13 protein-coding genes are annotated in these 14,930 nt (G+C 72.0%); 3 read left to right on the plus strand and 10 right to left on the minus strand.

Features of this window, described 5'->3' with window-relative positions; all coding sequences use genetic code 11:
* Positions 1–28 precede the first annotated feature (28 nt).
* Genes HW566_RS06735 through HW566_RS06745 form a run of 3 tightly spaced genes read right to left on the minus strand, consistent with a single transcriptional unit; the run spans position 29 to position 4,372 of the window.
* Complete coding sequence (locus HW566_RS06735) at positions 29–310, minus strand: metal-sensitive transcriptional regulator (RefSeq protein WP_178011472.1); 282 nt, start codon at positions 308–310, stop codon at positions 29–31.
* 55 nt (positions 311–365) lie between these two features.
* Positions 366–620, minus strand: a complete 255-nt coding sequence (locus tag HW566_RS06740; RefSeq protein ID WP_178011474.1) for a hypothetical protein — start codon at positions 618–620, stop codon at positions 366–368.
* A 53-nt stretch (positions 621–673) separates the two neighbouring features.
* Positions 674–4,372: a bifunctional proline dehydrogenase/L-glutamate gamma-semialdehyde dehydrogenase gene (locus HW566_RS06745; protein ID WP_178011476.1), complete on the minus strand. Its 3,699-nt coding sequence runs from the start codon at positions 4,370–4,372 to the stop codon at positions 674–676.
* Positions 4,373–4,452: 80 nt separating this feature from the next.
* Between HW566_RS06745 and HW566_RS06750 the strand changes: the two genes are divergently transcribed.
* Together HW566_RS06750 and HW566_RS06755 are read left to right on the plus strand one after the other, a co-directional pair.
* Complete coding sequence (locus tag HW566_RS06750) at positions 4,453–5,115, plus strand: hypothetical protein (RefSeq protein WP_178011478.1); 663 nt, start codon at positions 4,453–4,455, stop codon at positions 5,113–5,115.
* Positions 5,112–5,684 (plus strand): hypothetical protein, encoded by a 573-nt coding sequence (locus tag HW566_RS06755; protein ID WP_178011480.1) that lies wholly within the window; start codon positions 5,112–5,114, stop codon positions 5,682–5,684. The genes HW566_RS06750 and HW566_RS06755 overlap by 4 nt, the downstream gene beginning before the upstream one ends.
* Before the next feature lie 419 nt (positions 5,685–6,103).
* On the opposite strand, the gene HW566_RS06760 is transcribed toward HW566_RS06755, so the two are convergent.
* From HW566_RS06760 to HW566_RS06790, 7 genes are all read right to left on the minus strand, one after another.
* Positions 6,104–7,429, minus strand: coding sequence for a hypothetical protein (locus HW566_RS06760; protein ID WP_256728907.1), 1,326 nt, complete (start codon positions 7,427–7,429; stop codon positions 6,104–6,106).
* A 42-nt stretch (positions 7,430–7,471) separates the two neighbouring features.
* Positions 7,472–8,032 carry an acyl-CoA thioesterase gene (locus HW566_RS06765; protein ID WP_178011482.1) on the minus strand — a complete coding sequence of 187 codons (561 nt, stop codon included), beginning with the start codon at positions 8,030–8,032 and terminating at the stop codon, positions 7,472–7,474.
* Positions 8,033–8,143: 111 nt separating this feature from the next.
* Entirely contained in the window at positions 8,144–9,685 is a 1,542-nt protein-coding gene (gene arfA / locus HW566_RS06770) for an arabinosylfuranosidase ArfA (RefSeq protein ID WP_178011483.1), read from the minus strand.
* 30 nt (positions 9,686–9,715) lie between these two features.
* Entirely contained in the window at positions 9,716–10,630 is a 915-nt protein-coding gene (locus tag HW566_RS06775) for a carbohydrate ABC transporter permease (protein ID WP_178011485.1), read from the minus strand.
* Complete coding sequence (locus HW566_RS06780) at positions 10,627–11,601, minus strand: carbohydrate ABC transporter permease (protein ID WP_178011487.1); 975 nt, start codon at positions 11,599–11,601, stop codon at positions 10,627–10,629. The genes HW566_RS06775 and HW566_RS06780 overlap by 4 nt, the downstream gene beginning before the upstream one ends.
* Complete coding sequence (locus HW566_RS06785; RefSeq protein ID WP_178011489.1) at positions 11,598–12,929, minus strand: extracellular solute-binding protein; 1,332 nt, start codon at positions 12,927–12,929, stop codon at positions 11,598–11,600. The genes HW566_RS06780 and HW566_RS06785 overlap by 4 nt, the downstream gene beginning before the upstream one ends.
* Positions 12,930–13,024: 95 nt before the next feature.
* Complete coding sequence (locus HW566_RS06790) at positions 13,025–14,086, minus strand: LacI family DNA-binding transcriptional regulator (RefSeq protein WP_178011491.1); 1,062 nt, start codon at positions 14,084–14,086, stop codon at positions 13,025–13,027.
* A 217-nt stretch (positions 14,087–14,303) separates the two neighbouring features.
* Between HW566_RS06790 and HW566_RS06795 the strand changes: the two genes are divergently transcribed.
* Complete coding sequence (locus HW566_RS06795; protein WP_178011493.1) at positions 14,304–14,810, plus strand: GNAT family N-acetyltransferase; 507 nt, start codon at positions 14,304–14,306, stop codon at positions 14,808–14,810.
* The last annotated feature ends 120 nt before the right edge of the window (positions 14,811–14,930 follow it).

The raw sequence follows: 14,930 nt of genomic DNA on the forward strand, positions 1-14,930 counted from the left end.
GGGGTGGTGGGCTCGGAGGCGGATGCGGTCATGAGCGGACCAGGCGCGCGATCGCGGCGTTGGCCTCGCGGATCTTCTCGGCGGCGACGGACCCGCCCTCGGCGCTGGCCTCGGCGACGCAGTGGCTGAGGTGGTCGCCCAGCAGCGACAGCGCCACGGTCTCGAGCGCCTTCGTCGCCGCCGAGACCTGGGTCAGGATGTCGATGCAGTACTTGTCCTCGTCGACCATGCGGGCGATGCCGCGCACCTGCCCCTCGACGCGCCGGAGGCGCTTCTGCAGGTCGTCCTTGTTCGCGTCGTATCCGTGCACGCTGGATACTATACCCCCCTAGGGTATGCCGCGGGGCGAACGGATCCGTGCGGGGTCAGCGTCCCTCGTCGAGAGCCGCCGCCGCGCGCGCGGCGCTCGCACGGCGGCGGACGCCGTGAACGAGGAGCACCGCTCCGATCCCCGCGACGAGGAGCGTCGGCAGGCTCGGCGCAGCCGAGAACGCCAGCGTCACCGCCGCGGCGGCGATGGCGAGCGCCCCCAGCGCGATGAACAGCGCGCCCCCGAGGGCTTCGCGTTCGATGACGAGGCGGGTCAGGATGAGCGAGCGGGCGGCGTCGGCGTCGGTCATGCGCTCACGCTAGCGGTGCGGAGGCCGCGGCGCAGGCTCCGGCCGCAGGGGACTCAGATGACCGCTTCGGACCAGTCGTCGGGATTGCCGAAACGGTGGGCCGTGATCGAGATCGACTGCTCGTGCACGAAGGCAAGCAGCTCGATGCGGCCCGCCGTGGTCACCTCGTCGGCGTAGACGGCGACGTCGGGGTCGCCGTCCGTGGCGGCTGCGACCGTCGTACGGATCTCGGCCACCGAGGCCGGCGACCCGACGAGACGGATGCGGCTCGGCCGCCGCTCCGGAGCCGCGATGCGCTGCAGCCACTCGCCGTCGGTCTCGACCGACACGCCGATGCCGACCTCGCCCAGTGCGCGACGCACCTCCGCCGGCAGCCCCACGGGGGTGCTCAGATTCACCTGCGAGCCCGCGCGCACCCCGGCGACGATGACGCGCAGCACCGCCTGCCACGCGGCATCCGAGGCTGCTCGCACCGCGACGTCGACGGGCCGGTACCGGAACAGGTTCCGCTCGACCCCGAGGCCCGACACGTCGCGCACCTGGCCGAACTCGCGGTCCCAGACCACGGCGTCCGACAGCGCACCGCGGCGGAGCCACTCGAACGCTTCGTAGTCGAGGGTGGGCTGGGCCGACTCGATGATCGTCGTGATGCGCGAGTCGAGCCCGCGCAGGTGGAGGGTGCTCGACGCCGCCCCGCTCGACGCCCGCCACGACCCCAGACCGACGAGGTAGTTCGGCCCGCCCGCCTTGGTTCCCGCCCCCACCGAGGAGCGCTTCCAACCGCCGAAGGGCTGGCGCTGCACGATGGCTCCGGTGATGCCGCGGTTGACGTAGAGGTTCCCGGCCTGAACGCGCTCGAGCCAGGTGGCGAGATCGGCCGGGTCCTGCGTGTGCAGCCCGGCGGTCAGCCCGTACGCGACGGCGTTCTGCATCTCGATGGCCTCGTCGAGCGTCCGGGCGTGCATGACGCCGAGGACCGGCCCGAAGAACTCCTCGAGGTGCATGCGCGATCCGGCGGCGACCCCCACCCGCACGCCCGGCGACCAGTAGCGTCCGCCGCTGTCGGGGTCGATGTCGAGCTCGCGAGGCTCGACGAGCCAGCGCTCTCCCTCGTCGAGGGTCGTCAGCGCCCAGGCGAGCTTGCCCTGCGGGGGCTCGATGACCGGCCCGACCTCGGCGCGCGCGTCGGTGGGCGGCCCTACGCGCAGCGACCGGGTCGCGTCGACGAGCTGACGGGCGAATCGCTTCGAGCGCCCGACGGGACCCACGAGGATCGCGAGCGACGCCGCCGAGCACTTCTGTCCGGCGTGTCCGAAGGCGCTGCGGATCAGGTCGGACGCCGCGAGATCGAGGTCGGCCGACGGCATGACGACGATCGCGTTCTTGCCGCTCGTCTCGGCCAGCAGCGGGAGCTCGGGGCGCCACGAGCGGAACAGCGCGGCGGTCTCCCACGATCCGGTGAGGATCACCCGCTCCACGCTCGGGTGGGTGATCAGCTCGCGCCCCAGACCGCCCTCGTCGACGTCGACGAGGGCGAGCAGGTCGCGCGGCACACCGGCATCCCACAGCGCCTCGGCGACCACGGCGGCGCAGCGACGCGCCTGCGGGGCGGGCTTGAACACGACGCCCGATCCCGCCGCGAGAGCCGCGAGCACACCGCCGGCGGGGATGGCGATCGGGAAGTTCCACGGCGGCGCGACGACGGTGACCGCCGCCGGCTCGAAGACGGCGCCGCTGACGCGGTCGAGCTCGCGGGCGGTGGCGGCGTAGTACGCCGCGAAGTCGACGGCCTCGCTCACCTCGACGTCCGCCTCGGCGAGCACCTTGCCGGTCTCGGACGCGGCGACCTCGATCAGCTCGGCGCGGCGCGACTCGAGGGCGCGCGAGGCAGCCAGCAGCACGGCGCTGCGGTCGGCCGCGGGGAGCGCGCCCCACGCGGATGCCGCGGCGCCGACACCGGTCACGACGGCATCGAGCACGCCGGCGTCCGAGATGCGCGCCGCCGCGATCGTGTCATCGCCCGCCGTGCTGCGGTCGATGCGGGCGAGGATGTCGCGAGCCCACTGCCGGTTGACGGCGAGCGCCGGATCGGAGTCGGGGGTGTTGGCGAAACCCGGCGCGCCCAGCGCGGGGGCGCGGCGCGACTCGCGCGGTGCGTACACGGCGGTCTCGACGAACCGCTCGCCGCCGAAGAGGACGTCGTCGTGGTCGCCGATCGCCGTCGTGTCGTCGCCGGCGGCCCTCGCGGCATCCGCGATGCCGAGCACCGCCTGCGTCAGACCGTCGTCGCCCTCCGCGGGCTCGCGCGTGATGCGCTGCGGCGCGATGGCGCGCAGGGCGAGATTGCGATCCTGCCGACGGTTGGGATCGCTCGGCAGCGCGGGGTCGGCCGCGCGCGCGAGCGAGGCGACGAACCGGTCGCGCTCGCGCTCGAACAGCCCCTCATCGGTCGCGAGGTCGAACGCGGCGGAGAGGAAGTTCTCGCTCGAGGCGTTCTCCTCGAGCCGCCGCACGAGATAGCTGATGGCGACGTCGAACTCGTCGGGGCGCACCACCGGAACGTACAGGAGCACGTGACCGACCTCGCGCGTGACCGCCGCCACCTGGCCCTGGGCCATCCCGAGCAGCATCTCGATCTCGATGTCCCGACGCACCCCCCGTTCGCCGGCGAGCAGCCACGCGTAGGCGGTGTCGAAGAGGTTGTGTCCGGCCACGCCCAGGCGCACGGCCGCCGTCCGATCGGGCCGGAGGGCGTGGTCGAGGCAGCGCAGGTACATCGCGTCGGCGTCGAGCTTGCTCGCGTGAGTCGCGAGCGGCCAGCCGTGCATCGCGGCATCCACGCGTTCCATCGCCAGGTTCGCCCCTTTCACCAGGCGGATCTTGATGCGGCTGCCGCCCGCGGCGACGCGCGTCTGCGCCCAGGCCGTGAGCTGGTCGAGGGCGTCGAGCGCGTCGGGGAGGTAGGCCTGGAGCACGATGCCCGCTTCGAGCCCGTGCAGCCGGTCGTCCTCGAGCAGACGGGTGAAGACCGCGATGGTGAGGTCGAGGTCGCGGTACTCCTCCATGTCGAGGTTGATGAAGGTGCCGTCCTCGGCGGCGCTCAGATACAGCGGGAGCAGGCGCTCGACCACGTCGGTCACGACCTCGTCGAAGGCCCACATCGAGATCCGGCTGATGACGGCCGAGACCTTCACCGAGACGTAGTCGACATCGGGCCGTCGGATCAGCTCGTGGATGCCCTCGAGTCGCCGCTTCGCCTCACCCTCGCCGAGCACGGCCTCGCCGAGGAGGTTCAGGTTCAGCCGCGCGCCCGACTCGCGGATGCGGGCGATCGCGGGCCCGAGCTTGTGCGGACGGGCATCGACGACGAGGTGCCCGACCATCTCGCGCAGCGCGGTCCGTGCGATCGGGACGACCGGCGTCGGCAGCACCGGTGCGACGGCGCCGCCGATCCGCACCGCACCGCGCAGGTACCAGGGCAGGAACTCCGGCACGAGGGGCGCGACGTGGTGCAACCGGTTCGCCGCCGCGGTGACGCTCTCGGGCCGCATGACACCGTCGACGAACCCGATCGTGAACGGGAGTCCGTTCGGGTCCCGCAGCACTCCCGCCAACCGCTGGGCGGCCGCGTCGGCCGGGACGTCCGCCGACGAGTGCACCCATCGCCGCGCCAGGTCCACGGCCGTCTGAGCGAGGGGGTCGTCGTTCGGAAAGCCCGGCGGGGTGGTGCCGGACGCAGCGGTGTCGGACATGTCGTCAGCCTATGTCGCCGTCCACGGGGCCCGGCCGCGCCGCACCGGCCGGGTCGCCGCGACACCCCTATGCTGTGGTCGTGACCGCGCCGGACCTCGACCCGCCTTCCGCGCAGCCGGCTCGCACGACGCGGTTCGCCCGCCTGCGGGCGGCCACCGACCGCGTGCCCACGCGGTGGTTCGCGGGGATCGGCACCGCGGTGTTCCTCGCGGCGACCGCCGCCTTCGGCGGTTTGCAGGCCGTCGCCGTGAGCGAGGTGCCGCGCCTGTCGGCCGGCGAGCAGCACGTCAACGAGCGTGTGGCCCTGACCGTGCAGCGCGCGGTCCTGCTCGACACCTTCCCCGAGGCCGGCGCCACCGCCGACCCGGAGCAGGGCGAGCGGGTGCTGGCACTGCTGATCGACGCCGAGAACCGGTGGGACCGTGCCGAGATGGTCCTCGCCGACGGCGGGGTCGCCTCGACGGTGGGCGTCGAGGCGCTGGAGTCCGCCGCGCCGACGAGCGTCGCACGCTACGACGACGCGAGCCGGAACCCGTGGCTGCAGCCGCTCGTTCCCGTGAGTCTCGTCTTCACCTGGGTGGTGCCCGGCGAGCTGTTCGCCGACGGCGAGGAGATCGAGGTCGTCCTATCGGATCAGACGCTCTCGACCGGCTCGTTCGTGGTCGACGGCGACTACTGGAGCGACCCGAGGCCGGCCGCCGTGGTCACCGTCGCGATCGAGGACCGCGGAGACGGATCGTGACCGCGGCACGGCACCGGCGGCTGCTCCGACGTACCGCGCCGTGGGCGGTCGGCCTCGCCTGCGTGGTGGCCGCATGGTTCGTCGCCCTCGCCACCCCCGCCGACACCGCCGCGTGGGAGCCGTTCATCGTCGAGGCGCGCGCCGGCGAGCCCGCGGCCGGGCGCAACCTCGTGGTGACGGTGCACGACGCGGTGCGCGCCGAGAGCGTCTCCTCAGGCGGGTGGCGGGCCGAGGGCACCTGGGTGGTCGTCGACATCGCCGCCGAGGCGGTCGTGTCCGAGCGGGGCTCCGCGCTCTCCAGCGCGCAGCTCCTCGTCGACGGACGGACGTACCGCGCGACCGAACGCGCCGAGACGATGCTGGGCGACCGGCTGTCGATCGGTCTTCCCCGCGAGGGTTCGCTCGGGTTCGAGCTGCCCGCGGACGCGCGGGGCGCCGCCGTGCTGCAGCTCGCATTGAACCCCGACACCCGCGCCGATTCCGTCATCGCGTACCGCATCGACCTCGACGACCTCCCCGTGGTGAGCGAGCGCGAGCTCGTCGGCGCCCGATGGTCGGAGACCCCGTGAACGGTACCGAGGTCCCGGGCACGCCCGCACCGGGCCGACGAGGCTGGTGGCGACGCAACGGCACCGCCCTGCTCGCCCTCGCGCTGCTGCTTCCGGCGAGCGTCGGCGTGATCGGAGTGCAGGAGTGGCGCTCGAACAACACCGAGGTCACCGTGCCCGCCGACACCGTCCCGGCGGGCGGGACCGTCCGCGTCGACGGCGCCCGGCTCGGTCCCGTCACGCTCACGGACGCCGCGGGCACCGAGCTCCCACCGGGCGCACGCGCGCTCGTCGCATCCATCCCGGTCGCACTCGAATCCGGTCCGATCGTGTGCGGGGTCGGTGCGCTGCGCGAATCGGGCGGGGAGCAGCGGCGCTGGAACACCGGCGCATCGGTGACGGGCTGGTCGCCGCCGCCCGACAGCTGGGCGACCTGCCCCTCAGAGCCGGACGGGAGCGACGTCGCGGTGTCGGTCGTCTTCGTCGTCCCCACCGGAACCGGCCCGTTCGTCCTCGATCTGCTGGTCGGCCCCGAGAGCAGGCTGCTGCGTTTCGAGCTGGACTGAGGCCACCGTCAGGCGGGCCAACGTGCGGTCGTAGGCTCCCGCGACCAGCGCCACGCGCACCGGTTCGACGACGAGCCCGACGGCGAGCACGAGCAGTTCACCGAACACCATCCACTCCGACACCAGGTCGCGCGGCCCGACCAGCCGGGTGAGGCCGACGGCCACCAGCGGCTCCAGCGCGAGCACACCCGTGAACAGCAGCACATAACCGCCGATCAGCACCGGTCCCGCCCGCCACATCAGCACGAATGCGGCGCCGATGGGCCGGAATCGGGCGACGAGGCTTCCCCCCACGTCGGTGAGCCGCCGGCGAGCTCGAGCCGGGATGCTGCCGTAGCGCGTGCGCACCCGCTCGGGGATCCGCCCGGCCAGGCGCGGCGCCGCCGCGGCGACCGCCTGACCGTAGATGACCCCCGCGATGGTGAGCCAGGCGATCGGCAGCAGCAGGATGCCGCCGGCCTCGCCCACGAGCCACTCCACCCCGTCCCAGACGAACCCGACCGGCGCGAAGGGGCCCGTCAGGCCCGCCCGGAAGTCGCCGAGCCAGACCATCGCCTGCCGGGTCTGCACCCAGGCGGAGATCTGCCCGAGACCGTCCGAGATGAGGTAGACCGTGAGGAACACCCACACCGCCTCCAGGTACACCGCCGCGGGCGCGGCCCAGCGCGGCATCCGGGAGTTCCAGCGCTTGTACGCCCAACGTCCGGCGAAGGCGAGGACGATCGTCGGGATGGTCACGGCGTCGAACTGGAGGCGGTCGACCGTGCCCGCGCTCTCGAAGACGATGCCCGACACCTGCGATGCCGTCCGCCGTACCTCGAGGGCGCGCTCGGTGTAGTCGACCATATCGCCGCGCAGGAAGCCCCAGGCGGCGTAGAAGGCGAAGAACGGCAGGATGCCGCCCAGCACGGCGCGGGCGAACTGCCGCCGCCGCTCTCTGCGGTCGAGCGCGCGCGGCGCCAGCTCCTCGAGCTGCGGCATGGCGTCGCGGAGCACCAGGAACATGGCCACGTACGCCGTGAGCGGCGCGAGGATCGCGAGCGGCATGATCAGGAGCCCGCCGATCGCGGTGTACGCCCCCACGAACCCGGCGAGCTCGATGACGATGTAGTTGGCGAGGGCGCCCGCGAGATACCAGGCGAGCAACGCGGGCCAGTGCGCCGCGAACACCCGGACGGCACGATGGGCCACGGCGATCACGGGTTCACCATAGCGGCCCGCGCCGCGCGCGACGCGGTGCGGTCACTCCCAGACGCTCGGCGCCTCGGCACGGGTCGAGGGCAACGCGGTCGCGTCCGCCCACTCGCGCATCCAGGGCTCGAGCTCGGGCAGATCGTCGGGCCGCCCGAGCGCGGCGAACAGCTCGTCGAGCGGGACGATGCCGCCCGCGCGGCGCAGGAAACGCGACCGAACGAGCATCTCGGCGTAGACCTCGCCGTCCACCACCGCGCGCTGCACCATGTAGACCGACCTGTCGTCGTGACCGTGCAGCCGCGTCTCGACCGTGAAGCGCTGCCAGAGACCGAGCGACTTGCGGAAGGTGATCGTGCTGCTGGCGACGACGCCGTACCAGCCCCGCTCCTCGAAGACGCCCCAGATGCCGGTGCGGATGAGGAGGTCGAAACGTCCGAGGTCGAACAGCGAGGGGTAGCGCCCGTTGTTCATGTGACCGAGCAGATCGATGTCGGTCGGCAGCGTCCGCAGCCGCAGCCTGCCCACGGTCATCGGCGGCCGCGGCCCCTGTCGTCGCAGCAGCACGCGCGCTCGCCACATGGTCAAGAGGGTCCGCCACCACACGTTCACGAGGGGCGACACTAGCGGATGCCGCATCCCTACGACCGCATCCGTTGTTCACCCCCCACAACGCGCCGCGCGCGGACTCCTCTGCGCGCGGTGGCTGCGCGTCGCCGCTTCTCAGCTGCGCGCGACCTCGAGGACGACCACCGCCCACGCCAGCGCGGGCAGCGTCGCGCGCAGCACGCCCTCGTCGAGGCCGACGCCGCGCAGAGGCACGAGGCCGACGGCATCCTGCTCCCGCTCCGTGTTCGCCGAGCGCCGGTCGCCGCCCTCGGGCACGGTCAGCACCTCGGCCGACACGATGCCCGACGCGCCGAGTCCCCGCAGCTCGAGCTCGACCTCGGTCTCGGACTCGAGCGAGCGGTTCGCCACGAACAGCGCGACCCGGCCCGTGGCCTCGTCCCACGTGGCGGCGGCGTCGACGACGTCGACATCGCCGAACTTCGCGGTCGGGGTCTGGTCGGCGTCGACCGCGAGCCGCAGCACCCGACCCTGCGCGAGCTGCGACATCCGGGCGAACGGCCAGAAGATCGACTGGCGCCAGGCGGGGCCGCCCTCCTCGGAGCGGATCGGGGCGATGACGTTGACGAGCTGGGCCTGGTTGGCGATGCGCACGCGGTCGCCGTGCCGCAGCAGGCTGTGGAGGAAGGTGCCCACGACGACGGCATCCGTCACGTTGTAGGTGTCCTCGATGAGGCGGGGGTGGGCGCGCCATTGCTTCGAGGCCGAGACGATGTGCGGCTGGTCCTCGGTGTCGAGTCCGCGCTGGTACCAGACGTTCCACTCGTCGAACGAGATGTCGACCTGCCCCCGGTGCTTGCCGGCGGCCTTGACCGCGTCGATCGTCGAGACGACCCCGTCGATGAATGCGTCCATGTCGACCGCCTCGGCCAGGAAGGATGCCGCATCTCCCTCGTCCTCCTGGTAGTAGGCGTGCATCGAGATGTAGTCGACCTCGTCGTAGGCGTGGGTGAGCACGGTGTGCTCCCACGAGCCGAAGGTCGGCATCTGCCGGTTCGAGGACCCGACGGCGACGAGCTCGATGTCGGGATCGACCAGGCGCATGGCCTTCGCCGTCTCCTGGGCGAGCCGGCCGTACTCGTGCGCGGTCTTGTGACCGATCTGCCAGGGCCCGTCGAGCTCGTTGCCGAGGCACCACAGGCGGATGTCGAACGGGTCGGCGGCGCCGTTGCGGCGTCGCAGGTCGGACCAGGCGGTGCCGCCGGGGTGGTTGGCGTACTCCACGAGGGCCCGGGCCTCGTCGACTCCGCGCGTGCCGAGGTTGACCGCCTCCATGACCTCGACGCGGGCCTCGCGGGCCCAGTCGACGAACTCGTGCAGCCCGAACGCGTTGGTCTCGACGGTGTGCCAGGCGCCGTCCAGCCGGTGGGGACGGTCGGCGACCGGGCCGACCCCGTCCTCCCAGTTGTAGCCCGAGACGAAGTTGCCGCCGGGGTAGCGCACGACGGTGGCGCCGAGCTCCTTCACGAGCGCGAGCACGTCGCGGCGGAAGCCGCGCTCGTCGGCCTGCGGGTGGCCGGGTTCGAAGATGCCGGTGTAGACGCAGCGGCCCATGTGCTCGACGAACGAGCCGAAGAGGCGGCGCGGCACGTCGGCCACGGTGAAGTCGCGATCGATGACGATGCGGGCGCGGGGCATGATGCTCCTGTTCTTTTCGGGGTGGGAGGCTCACTGACCGCCGAAGCCGGTCGTCGCGACGCCGCGTACGATCTGCTTCTGGAAGATCAGGAACACGATGATCAGCGGCAGCGACGCGAGCACGGCCTGGGCCATGACCTGCGCGTACTGCACGCCGTAGGCGCTGATGACGGTCTGCAGGCCCACGGGGAGGGTCATCAGCGTCGTGTCGTTGATGATGAGGAACGGCCAGAGGAAGTTGTTCCACGCCGTGATGAAGACGAAGATCGCGACGGCGCCGAGGATCGGGCGCGACAGCGGCAGCACGATCGACCAGAACACCCGGAACCGTCCGGCGCCGTCGACGCGTGCGGCATCCTCGAGCTCGATCGGCACCTGGTCGAAGAACTTCTTCAGGATGAAGACCATCGCCGGCGCGACGACCTGCGGCAGGATGAGGCCCCAGGGGGTGTCGACGAGATTGAAGGCGAGCATCTCGTAGAACAGCGGGATGATCAGCACCTGCGGCGGGATGACGATCGAGGCGATGACCGCGCCGTACAGGACGCTCTTGCCGCGGAACTCCAGGCGCGAGAAGGCGTAGGCGGCGACGGCGGAGATCGCGAGGGTGATGAGGGTGATCGCCGCCGAGGTCCACAGGCTGTTGCCGGCCCAGAGCCAGACGTTGCCCTGCGAGAGGATCGAGGTGAAGGCCTCGGTGGTCGGTCCGCTCTCGCCGACCCAGCCGCCGGCGCCCGAGGCGGCATCCGTCTCGGTCTTGAACGCGGTCGCCAGCGCCCAGAGGAACGGCAGCAGCCAGCCGATCGCCATGAGCGCGAGGGCGACGAAGGCGACGACGGTGAGCGGCGCGAACCGGCGCTGACCGGGCTTGCGTCCGCGGGCGTCGGGGGCGACCCCGGGGGCGACGACCGCCCGGGTGGCGGTCGAGGTGGCGGCGGCGCTCATGAGTGCTCCCTGCGGCGTCGGGTGACGAGTGCTTGGATGACGCCGATCACGACGATCACGGCGAAGAAGACGTACGAGATCGCGGCGGAGTAGCCGAAGCGGTACCCGACGAACCCGGACTCGTAGATGTACTGCACGATCGAGCGGGTGGTCTCGCTCGCGATGCCGCCGAGCATCTGGTACGCCTGGTCGAAGAGCTTCAGCGACGCCAGCACCTGCAGGATGACGATGAGGACCGTGATCTGTCCGAGCTGCGGGACGGTGATCGAGAAGAGTTTGCGCCACTCCCCCGCCCCGTCGATGGACGCCGCCTCGTACTGCGTCTCGGGGATGTTCTGCAGGGCTGCGAGGTAGAGCAGGAAGTTGAAGCCGACCGTCCACCACACCGTGGCGATCACGATCGCGAGCATGTTGGTGTCGGGATTCTGCAACCAGGCGATCGGCTCGAGACCGAGCGCCTCGAGGATGCCGTTGGCGGCACCGATCTGCGGGTTGAAGATCCACACCCAGATCTGCGAGATCACCGTCGAGGCGAGCAGGTACGGCATGAAGAACGACAGCCGCCACAGCCACTGGCCGGGGAGCCCGCGTTGCACGAGCAGGGCCATCACGAGCGCCAGCAGCACGAGGGGGACGGTGGAGAGCACCGTGAACCATGCCGTGTTGCCGAGGGAGCGCCACATGACGGGGTCGCCGAGCGCCTCGATGTAGTTCGTCGCACCGACGAACGAGCCGCCCGCACCGGTCAGCGACTGGTCGGTGAAGCTGAGGTAGAGGCCGTGCAGGAGCGGCCAGACGAGGAAGAGCGCGAACGCGACGAGGAAGGGGGCGAGGAACCCCCATGCGATGCGCTGTTCGCCGCGGTCGCCCGCGTGACGCCGACGGTGCCCGGCGCGCCGGCCCGTGACGATCGTGCGCGTGGCCGCCGAGTCGGCGAGGCCGGCGCGGCCGGACGCGGTGTCGAGGGTCATGCTCCCGCCCCTTCCGGGTCGGCCGGGTTCGGCGTCCTCAGCTGCTGGTCGATGCGTGTGCGGAACCGGGCGATCGCCTCGGCCGGATCGGCGCCGCGCAGCAGCACGTTCTGCACCGCGGCGCCGAAGTCGGCCTGGAACCGCGAGCCCGAGCCGGTGAACCACGCCGGCGGGTCGTACTTCACGAGCTCGGCCGCTTCGGCGTAGTGGGCCTGCGGCAGGAGGTCGGCATAAGCGGCCGACTGCGTCACCGGCAGGTATGCCGGGATGTGTCCGGCCTCGGCCCAGTCGAAGGAGCCCTTCAGGATGTCGGCGACGAAGCGGTAGACGAGATCGCGGGTGGCCTCATCCGGGGAGCTCTGGTGCGGCAGTGTGAACGAGTGCGAGTCGGCGTAGACCGACGGGGTGCCGAAGAGCGCGGGGATGATGGTCGCGTCGATGGGCAGGTTCTGCTCCTGCATCGACCGCAGCTCCCAGACGCCGGTGAGGAAGAGGCCGCTGCGGCCGGTCGCGAACTCCGCGATCGCGCTCTGGTAGTCGGCGCTGCGCGAGGCGATCTCGTCGTCGAGGAGCTGCTGCATGAAGCCGAGCGACGCGACGGCGGCGTCCTCGTCGATCACGGCGGGGCCGCCCGGCGGCAGCTCGATCTCGAGACCGTGCTGCGTGTAGAGCGTGTAGAACAGCCGCCACATCTGCGCGCCGTCGCCGAGGTAGCCGAACGACAGCCCATGCGACTCCGAGACGGCCGCGACGGCGCGCCCGAGCTCGAGGAACTCCTCGGGCGAGGTGACCGGCCGGAGCCTGCCGTCGCCGTCGAGCACCCCCGCCTCGGCGCAGATCTCGGTGTTGTACATCAGGATGAAGGGGTGCGCGTCGAGAGCGACGCTGTAGAGGTCGTCGCCGATGAAGCCCTTCTGCCAGATGGCGTCGGTGAAGGTGCTCGCATCGACCCCGAGGTCGGCGAGGCGCGCGGTGTCCCACGTGTCGAGCAGGCCGCCGGGTGCGTAGCCGACCACACGAGAGGCGTGCATGACCGACACGTCCGGCGCACGCCCCCCGGCCGCGGCCATCGCGAGCTTGGTGTAGTACGGCTCGCCCCAGGCGAGCACCGTGGGTCGCACGCGGTAGTCGGTCTGCGCGGCGTTGACGCCGTCGATGAGGCCCGACATCGTGACGCCGTCGGCGCCCGAGAGCAGGTGCCAGAACTGCAGCGTGCGGGCGTTCGCGCCGCCGGGGAGACCGGCGCACGAGGCCAGGAACGCCGTGCCGGCGAGGGCGGCGGCACCGGACAGGAACCGGCGCCGGGTGAGTTCGATCGGTGGGGCCATCGGTCACTCCTTTGTGACGAACCAGGGACGCCCCTACTTTTACATCGATGTAATCGGAGCGCAAGAGGCGATCGCGCGGCACCGCGTACCGGCGCTCAGCCGGCCGCGACACCCGAGGGCGACGAGGCGGGGGTGGTACCGGTGCTGCCGCGCACGACGACGCGGTGCGGGATCGCCACCGCTCGCACCGGCGCCCCGCGCGCCGTGATGCGCTCCTCCAGCAGCGCGATCGTCGCGCGTGCGAACTCGTCACGGTCGAACGACACGGTCGTGAGCTCGGGTGTGGTGTACCGCGACTGCTCGATGTCGTCGAACCCGCAGACGAGCACGTCGTCGGGCACGCGCACACCGGCGGCGGCCAGCGCATGCAGCGCCCCCACCGCGATCGAGTCGGTGAAGCAGAGCACCGCGTCGAAGCCCACACCCCGCTCGATCAGCGTGCGCACGCCGATGGCGCCGGCCTCCATGTTCCAGGGGAGCACGTTGATCTCGCGGCGCGGGTCGACCTCGAGGCCCGCCGCCGCGAGAGCATCGTGCATGCCGGCCAGGCGCAGCCGGCTCGTCGCCGTCGCGCGATCGCGCTGTCCGTCGCCGCCGATCGCGGCGATGCGCCGCGCCCCCCGCTCGATGAGATGGGCGACGGCATCGCGGGCGCCGGCGCGACTGTCGACGAGCACCCGATCGGTGACGTGCTGCTCGACCTCGCCGATCAGCACGACCGGCGGAAGCCGGTCGTCGCGGTCGATCACGCTGTCCTCGATGCGGATCGGGTTCAGCACGACGCCGTCGACGAGATGCTGGCGTGCCCGCGACACCAGATCGCGCTCGCGCTCGGGAGCTGTCGCCGTCTCCTCGATCTGCACGGCGAACCCGCGCTGGTGCGCCGCGTCGACGAGATGGTGCAGCATCTCCGCCGAGAACGCGGTCGCGAGGTCGGGCAGCGCGATCGCGATGACGCCGGAGCGGCCGTTGCGCAGACCGCGCGCGCTGAGATTGGGCACGAAGTCGAGCTCGCGCATCGCCGCTTCGACACGTCCCTGCGTCTCGGGCCGAACCGCGGCGGTGCCGGTGAGGACGTTCGAGACCGTCTTGGCCGACACACCCGCGAGCGCGGCGACATCCTTCATCGTGGCGCGGCCGGCTCTGTCCTTCGGCATGTGCTCAGACTAGGCCGGAGCGCGGCGCGACCGAGCACGCGGCATCCGATGGCCCCGCGGCCACGGCATCCCGTCGCCTTCGACGCACCGCGTCGGATTCCGCGACGGATGCCGACGCCCGCCCGGGGCACCCGGCGACGAAGAGCGACCATAGCAGTCGTCGCTCGCGCTCACGACCGGATTTCCGGACGCCCTCGGCCGCGCGTAGAGTCTGGCCATGGAAGCCGAACTGCAGACCGACATCGTCGTCCGTCCGGTGCGGGATGTCGACGCCGAAGCCCTCGGGCGCGTGCACGCCACCTGCTGGCACGAGACCTACGATCACCTGATCAGCTCCGCAGCGCTGCAGAGCGTGTCGCCTCGACGACTGGCGGAGCTGTGGACCCACTGGGCTTCGCAGGGCGAGGACTTCCGGATGCACGCCGCCCTCGTCCGCGGCGAGATCGTCGGCTTCGTGGGCTCCGGCCCCGCTCGCGACCGCGATGCGCCGCGCCTGCGCGAGCTGTACTTCATCTACCTGCTCGACGCGTGGCACGGCACCGGCATCGGCCAGCGCCTCTTCGACGCCGCCGTCGAGAAGGACGAGCAGCTCTACCTGTGGGTCGCCGAAGACAACCCCCGCGCCCACCGCTTCTACCAGCGCAACGGCTTCGCGCTCGATGGGGCATCGCACACCGAGCCGTTCCTGGGCGAGACGCTGACCGAGGTCCGATTCGTCCGCTGAGCGGGGCGCCCGGGTTCGGGCGGGCAGGGCGGTTCGGGGCACGGGGCGGTTCGCGGCACGGGGCGGTTCGGGGCGCGGGGGGGGTGACGTCATGTGGCTGATGTCCCGGCGTCGGCGCGA

The sequence above is a fragment of the Microbacterium oleivorans genome (assembly GCF_013389665.1).
In the GTDB taxonomy this organism is placed as follows: Bacteria; Actinomycetota; Actinomycetes; order Actinomycetales; family Microbacteriaceae; genus Microbacterium; species Microbacterium oleivorans_C.

What these genes read in the sequence shown, in the direction of transcription:
- HW566_RS06740 (WP_178011474.1), bottom strand. Translation starts at nt 620, where the DNA reads ATGACCGACGCCGACGCCGCCCGCTCGCTCATCCTGACCCGCCTCGTC.
- HW566_RS06745 (WP_178011476.1), bottom strand. Translation starts at nt 4,372, where the DNA reads ATGTCCGACACCGCTGCGTCCGGCACCACCCCGCCGGGCTTTCCGAAC.
- arfA (WP_178011483.1), bottom strand. Translation starts at nt 9,685, where the DNA reads ATGCCCCGCGCCCGCATCGTCATCGATCGCGACTTCACCGTGGCCGAC.
- HW566_RS06775 (WP_178011485.1), bottom strand. Translation starts at nt 10,630, where the DNA reads ATGAGCGCCGCCGCCACCTCGACCGCCACCCGGGCGGTCGTCGCCCCC.
- HW566_RS06780 (WP_178011487.1), bottom strand. Translation starts at nt 11,601, where the DNA reads ATGACCCTCGACACCGCGTCCGGCCGCGCCGGCCTCGCCGACTCGGCG.
- HW566_RS06785 (WP_178011489.1), bottom strand. Translation starts at nt 12,929, where the DNA reads ATGGCCCCACCGATCGAACTCACCCGGCGCCGGTTCCTGTCCGGTGCC.
- HW566_RS06790 (WP_178011491.1), bottom strand. Translation starts at nt 14,086, where the DNA reads ATGCCGAAGGACAGAGCCGGCCGCGCCACGATGAAGGATGTCGCCGCG.
- HW566_RS06795 (WP_178011493.1), top strand. Translation starts at nt 14,304, where the DNA reads ATGGAAGCCGAACTGCAGACCGACATCGTCGTCCGTCCGGTGCGGGAT.